This window comes from Streptomyces sp. NPDC001514 (assembly GCF_053597075.1).
The window spans coordinates 85,729-100,005 of the sequence record NZ_JBSFHO010000014.1 but is presented as its reverse complement, the minus strand read 5'-3'; the positions used below and the strand labels follow the sequence as shown (position 1 = coordinate 100,005).

General features: G+C 68.1%; 12 protein-coding genes and 3 pseudogenes. 6 read left to right on the top strand and 9 right to left on the bottom strand.

What is annotated here, in order from left to right:
* The first annotated feature begins 224 nt into the window (after positions 1-224).
* Genes ACWCXB_RS17140 through ACWCXB_RS17130 form a run of 3 tightly spaced genes read left to right on the top strand, consistent with a single transcriptional unit; the run spans position 225 to position 4,012 of the window.
* Positions 225-794: a 2Fe-2S iron-sulfur cluster-binding protein gene (locus ACWCXB_RS17140; protein WP_450723583.1), complete on the top strand. Its 570-nt coding sequence runs from the start codon at positions 225-227 to the stop codon at positions 792-794.
* On the top strand, positions 791-1,774 hold the full coding sequence (locus ACWCXB_RS17135) for an FAD binding domain-containing protein (protein ID WP_450723582.1): 984 nt from the start codon (positions 791-793) through the stop codon (positions 1,772-1,774). Before ACWCXB_RS17140 ends, ACWCXB_RS17135 begins: the two co-directional genes overlap by 4 nt.
* A 9-nt stretch (positions 1,775-1,783) precedes the next feature.
* On the top strand, positions 1,784-4,012 hold the full coding sequence (locus tag ACWCXB_RS17130; protein ID WP_450723580.1) for a molybdopterin cofactor-binding domain-containing protein: 2,229 nt from the start codon (positions 1,784-1,786) through the stop codon (positions 4,010-4,012).
* Positions 4,013-4,081: 69 nt separating this feature from the next.
* On the opposite strand, the pseudogene ACWCXB_RS17125 reads toward ACWCXB_RS17130, so the two are convergent.
* Both ACWCXB_RS17125 and ACWCXB_RS17120 read right to left on the bottom strand, forming a co-directional pair.
* A pseudogene (locus ACWCXB_RS17125) lies at positions 4,082-4,641 on the bottom strand (winged helix-turn-helix domain-containing protein); the annotation flags it as partial.
* 2,526 nt (positions 4,642-7,167) lie between these two features.
* Positions 7,168-7,659, bottom strand: coding sequence for a hypothetical protein (locus tag ACWCXB_RS17120; RefSeq protein ID WP_450723578.1), 492 nt, complete (start codon positions 7,657-7,659; stop codon positions 7,168-7,170).
* 193 nt (positions 7,660-7,852) lie between these two features.
* Here ACWCXB_RS17120 and ACWCXB_RS17115 point away from each other — a divergent pair, with 193 nt between their 5' ends.
* The 3 genes and pseudogenes from ACWCXB_RS17115 (at position 7,853) to ACWCXB_RS17105 (ending at position 9,189) form a co-directional block, all read left to right on the top strand.
* Positions 7,853-8,023: a hypothetical protein gene (locus ACWCXB_RS17115; RefSeq protein WP_450723576.1), complete on the top strand. Its 171-nt coding sequence runs from the start codon at positions 7,853-7,855 to the stop codon at positions 8,021-8,023.
* Positions 8,024-8,190: 167 nt separating this feature from the next.
* Positions 8,191-8,730 (top strand): annotated as a pseudogene (locus ACWCXB_RS17110) (helix-turn-helix domain-containing protein).
* A gap of 21 nt (positions 8,731-8,751) precedes the next feature.
* A complete protein-coding gene (locus tag ACWCXB_RS17105) occupies positions 8,752-9,189 on the top strand; it encodes a cytidine deaminase (protein WP_450723574.1) in 438 nt (145 codons plus the stop codon).
* A gap of 610 nt (positions 9,190-9,799) precedes the next feature.
* Here the strand turns inward: ACWCXB_RS17105 and ACWCXB_RS17100 are convergent.
* From ACWCXB_RS17100 to ACWCXB_RS17070, 7 genes and pseudogenes are all read right to left on the bottom strand, one after another.
* Positions 9,800-9,958 (bottom strand): annotated as a pseudogene (locus ACWCXB_RS17100) (ribonuclease BN); the annotation flags it as partial.
* A gap of 93 nt (positions 9,959-10,051) precedes the next feature.
* Entirely contained in the window at positions 10,052-10,768 is a 717-nt protein-coding gene (locus ACWCXB_RS17095) for a GAF and ANTAR domain-containing protein (protein ID WP_450723572.1), read from the bottom strand.
* Between the two features lie 84 nt (positions 10,769-10,852).
* Positions 10,853-11,581 (bottom strand): GAF and ANTAR domain-containing protein, encoded by a 729-nt coding sequence (locus tag ACWCXB_RS17090; protein ID WP_450723570.1) that lies wholly within the window; start codon positions 11,579-11,581, stop codon positions 10,853-10,855.
* A gap of 29 nt (positions 11,582-11,610) precedes the next feature.
* Positions 11,611-12,216: a hypothetical protein gene (locus tag ACWCXB_RS17085; RefSeq protein WP_450723568.1), complete on the bottom strand. Its 606-nt coding sequence runs from the start codon at positions 12,214-12,216 to the stop codon at positions 11,611-11,613.
* A gap of 56 nt (positions 12,217-12,272) precedes the next feature.
* Positions 12,273-12,698 (bottom strand): STAS domain-containing protein, encoded by a 426-nt coding sequence (locus tag ACWCXB_RS17080; protein WP_450723566.1) that lies wholly within the window; start codon positions 12,696-12,698, stop codon positions 12,273-12,275.
* 790 nt (positions 12,699-13,488) lie between these two features.
* Entirely contained in the window at positions 13,489-13,617 is a 129-nt protein-coding gene (locus ACWCXB_RS17075) for a hydrophobic protein (RefSeq protein ID WP_450723564.1), read from the bottom strand.
* Between the two features lie 322 nt (positions 13,618-13,939).
* A complete protein-coding gene (locus tag ACWCXB_RS17070) occupies positions 13,940-14,275 on the bottom strand; it encodes a hypothetical protein (protein ID WP_450723562.1) in 336 nt (111 codons plus the stop codon).
* Positions 14,276-14,277 lie beyond the last annotated feature (2 nt).

Below are 14,277 nucleotides of genomic sequence, written 5' to 3'. Positions count from 1 at the left end.
CAGGGGGCCAGAGAAAGAAGTAGTGAGCTGAACCGGGTCAGCGCACCCCGCGGTGCCGCTGACGACGCGTCCACAGACCCGGTCAACGGTATGAATCGCGGTGCGACGGCAATTGCGAGATCCTGGGGAGGAGCGCGCCCGGCAGTGGCGAACGGGCAGCGCGCCCGACAGCGGCGACGCATACCCAGCGTGACACCCGCACCTAGCGCGGAAGGCGGGCTGTGATGAGCGATTCAGATACGGGCGCCGCCGGGCGGAGCCAGGGCGAGATGGCCCCACTCTCGGCGATAAGGTTGAGCGTCAATGATCAGGTGCGGCGGCTTGAGGTGGATCCACGGACCTCGCTGCTCGACGCGCTGCGCGAACATCTGCGTCTGAGCGGAACCAAGAAGGGGTGCGATCACGGGCAGTGCGGCGCCTGCACCGTGCTGATCAACGGCCGGCGCGTCAACTCCTGTTTGACGCTCGCCGTCATGCACGAGGACGACAAGATCGTGACGATCGAGGGCCTGGGCGATCCCGATGGCCTGCACCCCATGCAACGCGCCTTCATCGAGAGTGACGGCTTCCAATGTGGCTACTGCACTCCCGGCCAGATCTGTTCGGCTGTCGGAATGCTCGCCGAGGCGGAGGCGGGTTGGCCCAGCCACGCCACCGCTGACGTGGCCTCGCCGCGGATCGCGTTGACCGATGAGGAGATCCGCGAGCGGATGAGCGGCAACATCTGTCGGTGCGCCTCCTATCCGAACATCGTCGCGGCCATCCGTAGCATCGCGGGGGGAGTCCCGGGATGAGGCCCTTCACCTACGAGCGAGCGACGGATGTACAGGCCGCCGTCGCCGCGGTGTCCCGAACCGGCGCGAAATTCATCAGCGGCGGCACCAATCTGCTCGACCTGATGAAGCTCGACATCGAGAAACCCAGCCATCTGGTCGACATCAGTCGGCTTCCGTTGCGGGACGTCGAGGAGCTCCCGGACGGCGGACTGCGCATCGGCGCGCAGGCGGCGAACTCCGACGTGGCCGCCGATGCCCGAGTGCGCACCCGCTATCCGGTGCTGTCGGAGGCGCTGGTGGCAGGCGCCTCGGGCCAGTTGCGCAACAAGGCGTCGACCGGTGGAAACCTGTTGCAGCGCACTCGCTGCCCCTTCTTCTACGACACTGCCGCGGGCTGCAACAAACGGAATCCCGGATCCGGATGCTCGGCGATCGGCGGGTTCAACCGGATACACGCGATCCTCGGTGCCAGCGACTCCTGCATCGCTACCCACCCCTCAGACATGGCCGTCGCGATGACCGCGCTGGAAGCGGAGATCGAGCTGCTCGACTCCGATCAGGCGGTACGCCGCGTGGCCATCACGGACTTCTACCGGCTGCCGGGCGATACGCCGCACATCGAGACCGTGCTGCGGCCCGGCGAGATGATCACGAGCGTCGTCCTGCCACCGCCCCCGCCGGGCCGGCAGAAATACCGCAAGGTGCGCGACCGGGCGTCGTACGAGTTCGCGCTGGTCTCCGTGGCGGCTGTCGTCTCGACAGACCAGGGAACGATCAGTGAGGCGCGGGTGGCGTTCGGCGGTGTGGCGCACAAGCCGTGGCGGTCCATCGAGGCGGAGGCCGCGTTGACCGGCCGTCCGGCCACGATGGCTACCTATCGCGCCACCGCCGAAGCGGCGATGCGCGACGCGGTCGGGCAGGGGCACAACGACTTCAAGATCGAGCTGGCCAAGCGCACGCTGTGCCGCACGCTGGCGCAAGTGGCAGGGGCGAGCTGAGGAGACGGCATGATCGGGCAAGCTCTGAACCGCGTCGACGGCCCGTCGAAGGTCGCCGGCCGGGCCACCTACGCCTACGAGCACTGGGAGGCCGGCCAGCCGGTCTACGGTTTCATCGTCGGCGCGACGATCGGCAAAGGCCGCATCACCCGGATCGACACCGAGAACGCCGAACGCGCACCCGGCGTGCACATGGTGATGACCCATCTCAACGCCCCGGAGCAGGGCCTCCGCGATGAGTCCGTTCCGTTCGAGTACTGGCGCGCCCAGCCGGTGCTGACCAGCCCCGACATCCACTATTACGGCGAGCCGGTGGCACTCGTCGTCGCCGCGACCCTCGAGCAGGCCCGAGCGGGGGCCGGTCTGGTCGAAGTCGAATATACCGGCGGACAGGGGCGTTTCGACTTCGCCGAGCAGGAAGACGAGGTGTACATCCCGAAAGTGGTCAATGCCGGTCTCCCCACCGACACTGCGGTGGGCGATTTCGATGCCGGGTTCGACAGCGCGGCGGTCAAGGTCGACCAGCACTACACGACGCCGTACGAGTTCTCGATGCCGATGGAACCGCACGCATGTCTGGTGGAACCGCGCGACGAGGACCTGGTCGTCTACGTCAGCTGCCAGATCGTCGACGCTGCGCGGGCCTCGATCGCCAGCACGCTTCGGATCGACCCGGCGCGGGTTCACATCGTCACCCCCTTCGTCGGCGGAGGGTTCGGTTCCAAGCTGGGCATCCATTCCGAGACGATCCTGGCGGCCCTCGCCGCTCGCGCGTTGCGCCAACCGGTCAAGGTCGCGATGACCCGGCAGCAGATCTTCCAACTCGTCGGCAACCGCCCCACGTCCAGCCAGCGGGTTCGACTGGGCGCGGAGCAGGACGGACGGCTGACCGCGATCGCCCATGACGTCACCATGCACACCAACCCCGACGTCGAGTACGCCGAGCAGACCGCCGCGACGACCCGCAGCCTCTACGCCGCGCCCCACCGGCTGACCAGCCACCGGCTCGCGCCGCTCGATCTGCCGCCCGGGACGGACGTCCGGGCGCCGGGCGAAGCGCCGGGCATGCTGGCGGTCGAGTCGGCGATGGACGAGCTGGCCCATGCGCTCGGGATGGACCCGGTCGAGCTGCGGATCCGCAACGAGCCCACCGTCGATCCCGAGCGAGACGTGCCGTACAGCGACCGGCGCCTGGTCGAGTGCCTGCGCGAAGGCGCGCGCCGGTTCGGCTGGGAGCACCGCCCCGCCACCCCGGCGAGTGTGCGCGACGGACGGTGGTTGGTCGGCTACGGCATGTCGGCCGCCATTCGCGGGCATTTCCAAGGGCCGACAGCGGCGCGGGTGCGGTTGGAGGCTGACGGCACCGCCGTCGTCCAGACGGACATGACCGACCTCGGCACGGGCACGTACACCGTCCTGACCCAGGTCGCGGCCGGCGGGCTCGGACTGCCGCCCGATCGGGTGCGCATCGAGCTCGGGCGTTCCGAGTTTCCCACCAGCTGGGGGTCCGGCGGCTCGTGGGGCGCCGCCAGCTCGAGCAATGCGGTGCACGGTGCGTGTATGGTCCTGCGCGAGCAGCTCCTGGCCGCGGCGCGCGGCGACACGCGCTCCCCGCTGCACGGCCTGGACCCGGCGGACGCCGTGTTCTCCGATGGCAACGTGGCTATCGGCGGCGCGTCCGAGGCGCTGAGCGAGATCGTCGCACGCAACCATCCGGAAGGTGTCGAGGCGGAGGGCGGTACCCGCTTCATGGGCGATGATCCGAACTACACGGACTACTCGATCAACACCTACGGGGCCCATTTCGCTGAAGTGGGGGTCGACGCGGACACCGCCGAGATCCGTCTGCGGCGGATGCTCGGCGTGTTCTCGGTGGGCCGCGTGCTCAACGCGAAGACGGCTCGTTCGCAGCTGATCGGCGGCATGATCTGGGGAGTCGGCGCGGCCCTCGAAGAAGAGGCCGTGGTCGACCTGCGATCCGGCGCCTTCGTCAACCGGGACTTTGCGCAATACCTTGTGCCGGTCCACGCCGACATCCCCGACGTCGACGCGGTCATCCTTGACGGGTACGACGACAAGGCCAACGTCCTGGGCGCGAAGGGCGTCGGCGAGCTGGGCATCTGCGGGGCCGGTGCGGCGGTCGTGAACGCGGTGTTCAACGCCACCGGCGTGCGCGTGCGCGACTTCCCCATCACCATCGAGAAGGTGCTGCCCGGTCTACCACTGATGGATACCTGAATCCGTGACGACGGTGCCGGTTCGCCGGCCATTGGGCGTGAGCTGGCAGTGTCCGGGCCCGTCGTCGTCGGTGCGAGTGACGAAGGCCCAGTCGTGGAGCCGGGGTCCTTGGCGCACGCCCGCCTCCTCGCGGAGGACGTCGGTGGCGCCGCCGAGGCGCTGGAGTTCGTGTGCCGCGATGCTCTTACCCGCGGCCAGACCTCCTTCTTCCAGAGGTCCACTGCATCGTCGTCGCGATCGATCGCTCGCCGTGCTGGCTGCTGCCACGACCAGCCGTGCCACTTCAACAATCGCCACGTGCCCTCCACGGTGTAGGAGACGTGGAACATCCGACCGATCAGGGTCTTCACACGGGCCAACGTCCACCGCTGATCAGCCCAGCCATGCGCGAGTGGACCGCGCTCCAACTCCCGTTCCAGCCTGGAAATTTGGTCGTCGGATGGCCGGGAGCGGCCAGGCGACCCTTTCGAGGCGACACCAAGTGCACCGCCCTCACGCCACTGACGTCGCCACCGCTCCACCGACCGCTCCGACACCCTGAGCGCGGTCGCGATGGCTCTGGTCGTCTGCCCAGCCTCGAACCGGGCCACCGCATCCAGACGCACTCGCTCGCGGGCATGTCTCGACATGGTGGGTACGAAATCAAAGGCGTCCTCGCCAGTGGCGTTCCGGAGCTGCTCCACACCCGGGGCCGTCGCGGCGGAGGCACGTCTCGACAGGCCGGCCGCAGCGTCGTGCTGACCGGCAGCCTGCATGGCTTCGAGAATGTGAGAGACCGCGAACGGATTGTTCAGGGGGGCTTGGCCTGCAGCCCGGTCGGACAACGTGGCCACGGCCTTGTGTGCTTGAACGTGCCGCAGCGCGTGGAGCAAGGGTGCGATCCCGTACTCGTGTTTCAGCTGGACGAGCTCGGCGGGCTGACGCTCCAGCAGGGCGGCCACCGCCTGAGAGGCATTGAGTTCCCGCAGCGCACACAGCAGCTGAGCGACATGGAACGGATCATCGAGGCGCATGTGGCCGGCGGCGCGGTCCGCCAGGGTCCCGGCGGCCTCCGTGGCTTCAGTGGCGTCCAGCACCCGCAAAAGCTGCGCCATGTCCGGCCCGTCGTCGAGTGCCACGTGTTCGACTGCGCGGCCGGCGAGAACAGCGTGCGCCGCCCGTTGACCTCCGTCGTACAGTTCGGACAGCAGCCCGGCGACCACGTCCGCCTCGTGCAGGGGAGCGGTGCGGGCGGCGCGGTCGGCCAGGGCGGTGATGGCGCGGCTCGGTGCCTCCGCCTCGCGCATGGCGCGCAGGAGCCAGACGACGTTCTCGACGTCGGTGATCGGAACGCCCTCCGCCGCGCGCTCCGACAGCCTGCCGAGGGCATCGGCCGCCTCCGGACCCTGCATGGCATGGAACTCGCTGAGGAGAGCCGCGACGGCGTAGGGGTGATCGAGGTGAGCGCATGTGACAGGGCTGCGCTCCATCCACAGCGCGACAGCCCTCTCCGTGCCGAGGAAACGCAGCTGCTGAGCCAACTCCGCGCTTGCGTAGGGATCGTCGAGGGGCGAGTCGGCCGCGGCACGCTCGGCCAGGATGCTCGCCTCCAGGTACGCCCCTGCCTTTCCCAGCATTGCTATCAGCCACGCGACGCCGTCCGTATCGTCGAGCCGGACATGTACTGCAGGGTTCCGGTGCAGGAGGGCGTCCAGAGTCGTCGAGGCGTCGGCGCGCGCCTGCCGGATGTCACGCTGCACGCTGCGCAGGTCCTGCGTGCCCGGCACACGTGCACGGTGAGCCCCCATGGCGGCAGGGCTCGGGTCTCTCAGCAGTTCTTCCAGCAGGCGGGCCACACCGCGGGCTTCGTCCAACTGGATGTGCGCGGCAAGGTCACGAGCGAAAAGCGCCCTGATCGCCTGCGGTGCGTGGACGTACCGCAGGACGGACAGCAGTTCGCCAACGCCTTCGCCGTCGTTCAGCGCCACGTGTTCAGCGACCCACTGGGCCCCTGTGCGCCGAGGATCGCGCCCCAGCGTGCTCAGGTCCATCAGGAGACTGAAGGCTGCGCCGGTATGGCCGGCGAGGATGGCCTGTCGATGCAACAGGATCGATCGGCGGTACAGGCCCCGGCGCAGAGCCTCACGCGCGAGCGACGCCAGATCGGCCGGGTCGGTGGTGTGCCGGGCCAGAGCGTCCCAGAGGGCGGTACCGCCGATGATGTCCCGGCGCTGCCGGCGGGTGTTCTGGTCCAGGTAGCCGTTGGGTTCGTAGCGAGGGTCGGCACCGGAGCGGCTCCTGACCGTGGTGAGGACGGTAAGAGTACGGCGGACATCCGTTCGGGTTCCGTCCTGTTCGCGGTGGCCGCGGCAGAGGTCGTCGAGTGCTGTGCGAGCCCAGTCCGGGGCGCCGGGCCGCTGCGTGTCGGCGAAGTAGTCCTCGGCACTGGCCGCCAGCACGGCCGCGGGCAGGGCGGCATGGTGGCCGAGGCGGCGGGCGTCGAGGGCGGCACTGATGAGCGCCTGCTCCGAGGCGGTGAAGAGATCGCCGTCCGTGAAGTGGTCCAGGAGCTCCGGGCCGCCGGTCAGGTGTTGGAGCACCCGTCCGTCCGCGGCACCGGCAGCGACGGCCCGGACGACGCGGGGATCAGGACGGCCGTGCGGGCCCTGCAGCCGGAGCAGCTGGTTCAGTTCCTCGTACTTCAGATGGTCGGGAACCTTGATGAGGCGTGTCAGAGGACCGGTGAGGAGCGCACGGGCAGCGGCATGGGTGTCCGGCACATGGCCTTGAGCGGTCAGCTCGTCCAGGTACGGACGCTTCCACAGGGCGCCCACGGCCACGATGCCCGGCGTACGGGCGAGCAGCCGTTGCAGGTGACCGGCGGCCGTGGAGCCCGCATCGTCGTCGAGGAAGCGTTGCGTCTCGTTGAGCCACAGAACCGTGCCGGCGGCGACCTCGTCGCTCACCAACAATCGCTGCAGCTCGGCGGCGTCGTTCGGCCGTAACAGCGGCCAGTCCGGCGTCGCCGCCATCAGGGCTTCATAGAGAGCGCGGGTCTTGCCGGTGGCCGAATCACCGACCAGCACCGCGAACACGGACCGACCACCAAGCGCGGCCCGTGTCACCGCCTCTCGCAGTATCTGGTCGTGCGGACGCAGCAGGTAGGGCGGTAAGGATTACCGGACCTCGTCATCAGCGTCGTCGTCTCCGGGGAAGGCGGCCCGGAGAACGCCGAGTTCCAGGGGATCGGTCTGCCCGACCCTCGCCCAGGCATCCCCCGTAGAGCGATCCGCGGTCGGATCCGGCAGCCTGGCCTGTCTGTACAGCAGGTCCCACCGGGCTTGCTCCTCTTTACGCTGTGTATCCGCCCTGAGACGTTGCTCGTCGGTGAGACGTGCTCTGGCCTGCGGCGTCTCGTTCCAGTCGAGAAGGGCCTCCACAAAGCACCATGTCTTCAGCCACTCCCCCGGGGCCTTACCCCAACGGAACCAGTCACTCACAGTGCTGTCTGAGAGAACGATGCCGTGCTTCTTCTTGACTCTGGCAAAGACGCGCTTGCGTGAATAACTCCCGGTCGAGACGAGCCTCGCCGCCTGTTCGGCCTCATGCAGGGCGCGCGCGAACTCCCTCTTGCCGGGATGTCTGATGTGCGTGAGATCCTCGTCCATGCTCCCCTGCCCCCACACGTCACCTTGTCCGCCGCGTCCGGCCGGACACTCCGGACAGCGGCGCTGACCTGCCCCGACTCCCCAAGTGTCCGGCGGCGTCCGGGGAATGCAGACAGGCGGCGGTCGCGTCCCCAGGCTGAATCCTGCCCGCCGTTGAAGCGCAGCGTGCGGGAAACGAGGAGGTTCGAGGAACATGGAGCTGACGTGGCTGGCCTTTGCGGTAACCGTGGTCGCCGTCGCCGTCGCCGTCGCCGTCGCCGTCGCCGCCGTGGGACTCGCGGCGATGAACGGCACCGAGTCACGGCACCGCGCGGCCGTACTGTACGCGCTGGCCGAGGTCGTACGCGCACTGCGCAGGAAATGACGCGGCAGAACGAGGCGCTGCTGCGCAGCGCCACCGCGCGCACCCACAGTCAGGCTCAGGACGCCTCTCTCACCCCGGAACGTCTTCCTGGGAGGCCCGGTCGGTCGTGCCCCGTACGAGTAGCAGAAGGGCGTCGCCCAGGTCGTCCCCGGGGCCCCCGGCGGGGAGTGGCCGGCATTGTGGCCGCAGACGAAGCCCGGGTCCGGGACGTGATCCACAACTTGAACGCCGACGGCTTCGACTCCCTCTACCCGAAGTACAAAGGTGGTCGGCCGAGGACGTTCACCCTCCGAGCGGCGAGAGATCAAGAAGATCGCCAAGTCCAGGCCGGCCGAGCACGGCCTGCCATTTTCGACCTGGAGCCTGGCCAAGCTGGCCGACTTCTTGGTCGCCGAGGGGGTGGTCGACGACATCAGCCACGAGGGCCTGCGCATCCTGCTGCGCGAGGAGGTGTCGTTTCAACCACCCGGGTCGGCGACTGGGCCGCGGCCAACAACGTCGAGTTCGCCTACACCCCGACCAACAGCTCCTGGCTGAACCGCATCGAGGCCCAGTTCACCGCCCTGCGCTACTTCACGCTGGACGGCACCGACCATGCCGGCCACAAGGAGCAGGGCAGCATGATCCGCCGCTACATCATCTGGCGGAACAAGCACACCGCCGATATTCGCTTGCACGCAATCGTCACTCGGGCCAACGTCGCCTGACATCCGACGAAGGCAGAGAAGATGACCACGCAGACCCACCCCGTCGACCACGAACTCATCCAGGCCGCAGCGCACGTCGCTCGCACACGCTGCCGGGGTGACAACCACACCATGGCAGCCGCAGCCCGCGCCCGGGACGGCCGGATCGTCACCGCGGTGAACGCTTACCACTTCACGGGAGGACCCTGCGCTGAACTCGTTCTCATCGGCGCGGCAGCCACCCAGGGCGTCTACGAACTGGACACAATCGTCGCCGTGGGCGACCGCGACCGAGGGGTTGTTCCCCCGTGCGGCCGGTGCCGTCAGGTCCTTCTCGACTACTTCCCTGCCCTCAAGGTCATCGTCGGCGAGGGGGACCGCATCCGAACCGTCCTCATCACCGACTTGCTGCCCGAAAGCTACGTCTGGGCCGACCATCAGCTCGAGGCCGAGAAAACCGCGCCACTCAGCACGGGCTGACACCGCCAGCCGACAACAGGGCGAACGTTGTCTGATGCGGCACCAGACCGGGCTCCTTCTCGTCTCCCACCCAGCACGAGATTCTTCGGTGCTGGTTTGGTGCTGACTTCGGAGGGCCAATGGCGGCAAAACGGCAGGTCTTAGCTCTGAGCGGATGAGTCGTCGTACCACTCGATGGTGGTGCCGATCAGGCTCGCGGCGACGATGCGCTTGAGTGAACTGGGGGTGGGTGGAGCGGTTGCCGAGGCGGCCATGGTCACCACTTCCGAGCGGGGACGGGGACGTTTACGTGTCGCCACACCGTAGAAACGCGCAGGTCAGTGGCACATGTGCTGGGACACCATACTTCGGCCGCCCGCTGTGCGCGCGACCACCATGATGGGAGTGCGGGGGCTGGGGGCAGGGTCGAATTGGCGCAGGGAAGGGGCCTGCCGGAGTTGCGCGATACGCCACAGTTTGGTGACCCGCTGCTGATTCCCGTGCTGGTTCGGTGCTGACCTGAAACCCCACGTCAGCACCCCTGATCACCCCTCCCGTGCTGACTTGGTGCTGACCACGCAGCGTTGAGCTTTGACAAGGGTGATGCCCGTACCAGCTCCGGGTCCGTATCTCATTCTCGACGTTTCAGCGCACGTGCCACGCGTGGGAGTTCCTCGTGCAGCAGTCGGCCGGCCAGGGCGCCGCCGAATACGACGAGGCCGACGCCGACCAGCCAGGACTGGAGGACCAGGACGGTACCGATGGCGCCGTAGGTGACGGCGTTGGATGCGTCTTCAGCACGGGCGCCCCCTCCAGGTGAGCCGCTGTCGGGTCGAGCCCGATGCACGGCGAGCAAGCCAGAAGTGGGGCCCGGCGACCGTGGTCAAGTGTTCAGGCCGGTGAGGGGTTCGGTTCCGTCGATGAAGGCGCAGGCCAGGTCGGACAGGCGGCGGTTGTGTGCACGGGCGTAGCTGCGTAGTGCGGTGAAGGCTTGTTCCATGTCGATGCCCTGGCGTTCTGCGAGTTTGCCTTTGGCTTGTTCGATCAGTACGCGGCTGTTCAGCGCGGTCTGCAGCTGTTCGTTGAGGACGTTGCTGCGGTGGGTGGATCGTTGCTGCAGGAGGCTGATGGTGGCGACGTCGGCGAGGGCTTGTGCGACGGGTGTGCCGACCGGGTCGAAGGGGCCTGGGTCGGTGTGGAACAGGTTGAGGGCGCCGACGACCTCGTCCCGCAGGCGCATCGGCAGGGCTTGGACTGAGGCGAACCCGCTGTGGTGGGCCTGCGCGACGAAGCGCGGCCAGCGGTCGGCCTCCGTACGAAGGTTGGGGACGGTTACGGGTGCGCCGGTGCGGAAGCATTCCAGGCACGGGCCTTCGTCGTTCTGGAGCTGGAAGAGCTCGAGCAGGCGTACTTGTTCGTCGGAGGCCGCCATGACGCGGAGTTCGCCGTCCCGGTTGGCGAGCAGCACTCCGGCCGCGCTGGCGCCGAGCATGCCGACGCACCGGTCGGTCAGCAGACGCAGGAAGTCGATCAGGTCGAAGTCGGCGACCAGGTTGTCGGCGAGTTCGACGAAGGTCTTTGCGAGGAGCTGCTGATTCATTGTGGACACCTTCTGTTGAGACCAGTCCCGCCGGAATGGGGCGGGAAGTGCAGCGCAGTGCATCCATCGGCCCATGCGGGGGTGTCAGGCATCGTCATCGCCTTGATCCGGATATGTGTCGGGGGAGAAGCTGAGCCGGCGGGCGACCACGTCGGCGGCCACCTCGGCGAGTCGGCGCCCTTGGGCATAGGCATAGGCGCGGAGCCGGACGAAGGCTTCTTCGATGCCGACGCCGAGTTGGACGGTGAGGATGCCGGTGGCCTGGTCGATCTCGGCCCGGTACGCGCCCAGGTCCTCGAAGCGCCCGTCCAGCAGCATTCCGCCGGCCGTCGCGCCTGTCTCGTCGATCTGCGTATCGAGCAGGACCAGAGTCGCGATATCGGCGAAGGTCAACGCGTCGGCCAGTTTCTCCGCGTCCAACTGGACCGGCACTCGGGAGTACAGGTCCAGAACTCCAGGACTGATCGCTCCCAATTGCAGGGGGAAGGCGAAGACCGCGCGCGCTCCGGCTTCTTGGGCTGCATCGGCGAACACGGGCCAGCGGTGGCGCAGTTCACCGGTTCGCAGATCCGGCGTCAAGACGGCCGCGCCCTGCGTGAAGGCGTCCACGCACGGCCCGTCACCCAGGGTGAGTTGCAGCTCTTCCAACTGCTGGCTGATGTCGTCGGTGCTGCACAACGGATGGCTGGCCGCGGTCCGGGACATCGCGGACACCCCGGCCCCGCCGACCGACAGGGCTGCCACCGCGGCGGTGCACACATCCACCATGCCGACCCGGGAGCCCCGTCGGGCTGCCTGCTCGGCGACCAGCACCCGGATCCGGGCCGTCCGGCTTTGAGGCATCACCCCGGCCACCGAGTCCAGGCATGGCGGGCAAGCTTGTTCAGTCTCATGGTCGTTCGCTCCCCGAAGGGAAGAACCAGCGCACGGAACATGGTGGGGCCGGGCGGCTTCCAGACCTCCCCGATGTCCTGCCATCCCCAGGACTGGAAGGCAGCGAGGGACGGATGGTCGGCCTCATCGACCAGGGTGACACCGAGCGACGCATGGTGGTCGGTCAGCAGCCGCTGCTGCAGTCGGCGGGCGATGTCATCGTCCTGCTCGTGCGAAGCGACCAAGATCTTGTTGACCGCGAAGGCATTGTCGGACTCGGTGAGCTGCTCGATGCCGGGCGGGAGTGCCCCGTCGAACCCGAGCCACCAGAAGCTGTCGCTCCTCACGGGGAATCCGAAAGCACATCCCACCAAGGCAGTTGACTCCGCGATCGCCATGGCGAACCCCGGCCTCCGGATGTCGCCACTGAGGCGGTGCAGGAACTCTTCCCGGCTGCGGCTGCGGTGTCCCTCACTCGGCGACGGGTCCGAGGACTCCAGGTAAAGATCCGCCAGATTCTCACACAGCTCCTCGGCCTGCCAGCGGTTCACTCGACGCAGCCGCACCGCGTCCATGGCAGACGAATCGGGACCATCAGGGTCCCGCGGCTGCCCCTGCCGGGACCAGGCCATCACAGCACACCGCTCGAGACGGCAGGCACGACGGGAGCAAGCCGACGCGGCGCGGCTGGGGCGGTCGGGACCGGTCCGCCCTGGAGAGGAGCGGGCAGGCGTCCGAACGGGAGGCCGAGGAGCAGGGAGCCGGAGCCGGTGAGTTCGACGAGCCGAGCCACCAGCGCCGGCGGGTGGTGCAGTTGGAGGGACCCGCCGGCTGCGGTGGTCTGTTGTGACGCGTGTAGGAAGGCGTTGAGGCCGCTGCAGTCGCAGAAGGTGACAGTGATGAGGTCGATGTCGATGGTGCGGATGCCGTCGCGCAGGCACCCCTCCAGCGATTCGAGCACCAGCGGGGCCGTGTCGAGGTCGATCTCACCGGCCAGGGTGATCAGCGCTCGGCTCTCTCTGTCGTGCCGGTAGACGTTCAGCTGCGGAATGGGCATGGCGCCTCGGTTCAGGAGGCCAACCGGGCAACGGATGCGGCGGTGCCGGACTTCCGGCGCCCCGTAACGCGCTCCCGGCAGGGGGCGTACTTTCGGCGGAGGCAGGCGAATGACCGATCCAGCAGCCTGTGTACCAGGACAGGGGACCCACCCAGTTCCCTCCAGGGGGATGCGCCGGGTGACCGGACGAAAGATCCGCTCCCCGCAGCCATCTGTGTTGAGCAACAACATGCCGCCGGGGTCTGGGACGTCCACACAGCAGCATAGTCCTCAGTCCGGTCCGATGGACGACCGAAAGCCCTCATTCTCAGGGACTGGACACTGTCCAGGCGGCGGCAACGCGTGTACATATCCGTTGCGCCGCACGGTACTTGGGGACGCACTCCACCGGCCGTAGACGGTCGGCATGAGCAGACCGGGCGCCCCCGTCATCTCGCCCAGACCCTCTACAACATAAGGGGCCGAGAGATCCAGGTCAGTGGACGGGCAGTGCGTAGCGCAGGATGCGCCCCCAGGTCGAGCCGTACTGCCGTGACAGTGGGCCGGTGCTGTGAGGTTGCCCAGCAGGCACGGAAGCGCAGAGGGGCCTGCGAGGAGCGGGAAGAGGACGTAGTCCTTGACGAGTTGTCGGCCGGCCTTAGAGAGAAGCCCCGCCAGATCGGCGAAGAGGTCACGCAGCGGCTTCCGGCCAGCGATAACGACGCCGGTTTCCAGGTCGTACAGCGCGATGCCCCATTCGAAGAAGGGGCAGGGCGCCTGGTTCCGCGGGCGGGACGGTGACTGGCCCGGGCTACCTGTGGCTGTGGGCGGACCGGCCACCGCCGCGGACGGCGAAGCGGAGGATCCAGACGGCCACGAGTACGACCGCGACGTACCAAAGGATCAGGATCGGGAAGCCGAGCCCGAACAGAGTCAGCAAGAGAAGAAGAATCCAGAGAAGCATGGCCAGGCCTCCAGCTCGCGGAAGATTTTCTTGTGTTCCGCGGGGTCCCGGCGAAGCGGAAGGAGGAGGACTTCGCCCGGAGTATCCGAAGCGTCATAGCCCTGCGCCGTCGTCGTCAGTCAACGCCGGGCAACGTCTCCTGTCAACGGGCCAGTAGGACGGGGGAGTTCTGTCGGCGACGCATTGGCCCAGGCCGCTGGTGTGAGGAGCACCTTCGGTGGAGGCCCGGCCGGGGCGGTGGCAGGAGACATGCGCTGCTGTGCGCATTCGGGGTCGTACGTCATCGCGTGCCACTTCCCTATGCGTGGTGGCGGCTGCGAGTCCACGGCGTGTGTCGATGGTCGTCGGGGGATTGCTGGCGGTGTCGGCCCGAGTCGGCCGACTCTTCGGTGATCAGTGTGTCGAAGAGGCCGCGGGCCTCGACCATGGCCTCCCGCGCCTCTTCCGTGCCGCCCTGGCCACGCACCGCCGTGTGCATCCTGCGGTAGCCCTCGACACGGTCGGCGTGGTGCACCGGGATCGCGGCTGTCTGCTCCTCGAACTGTTCGCCGTCGGGGAAGCCTCGGTCTTTTGCCAGCAGCGCGTCGGCCTCGGTGGCCGCCTGGCTCTCGTGTCGTAAGTCGCTCTGCTGCATTC

Coding starts and splice junctions, on each gene's coding strand:
- ACWCXB_RS17140 (WP_450723583.1), top strand. CDS start 225: ATGAGCGATTCAGATACGGGCGCCGCCGGGCGGAGCCAGGGCGAGATG.
- ACWCXB_RS17135 (WP_450723582.1), top strand. CDS start 791: ATGAGGCCCTTCACCTACGAGCGAGCGACGGATGTACAGGCCGCCGTC.
- ACWCXB_RS17130 (WP_450723580.1), top strand. CDS start 1,784: ATGATCGGGCAAGCTCTGAACCGCGTCGACGGCCCGTCGAAGGTCGCC.
- ACWCXB_RS17120 (WP_450723578.1), bottom strand. CDS start 7,659: ATGGACGAGGATCTCACGCACATCAGACATCCCGGCAAGAGGGAGTTC.
- ACWCXB_RS17115 (WP_450723576.1), top strand. CDS start 7,853: ATGGAGCTGACGTGGCTGGCCTTTGCGGTAACCGTGGTCGCCGTCGCC.
- ACWCXB_RS17105 (WP_450723574.1), top strand. CDS start 8,752: ATGACCACGCAGACCCACCCCGTCGACCACGAACTCATCCAGGCCGCA.
- ACWCXB_RS17095 (WP_450723572.1), bottom strand. CDS start 10,768: ATGAATCAGCAGCTCCTCGCAAAGACCTTCGTCGAACTCGCCGACAAC.
- ACWCXB_RS17085 (WP_450723568.1), bottom strand. CDS start 12,216: ATGGACGCGGTGCGGCTGCGTCGAGTGAACCGCTGGCAGGCCGAGGAG.
- ACWCXB_RS17080 (WP_450723566.1), bottom strand. CDS start 12,698: ATGCCCATTCCGCAGCTGAACGTCTACCGGCACGACAGAGAGAGCCGA.
- ACWCXB_RS17070 (WP_450723562.1), bottom strand. CDS start 14,275: ATGCAGCAGAGCGACTTACGACACGAGAGCCAGGCGGCCACCGAGGCC.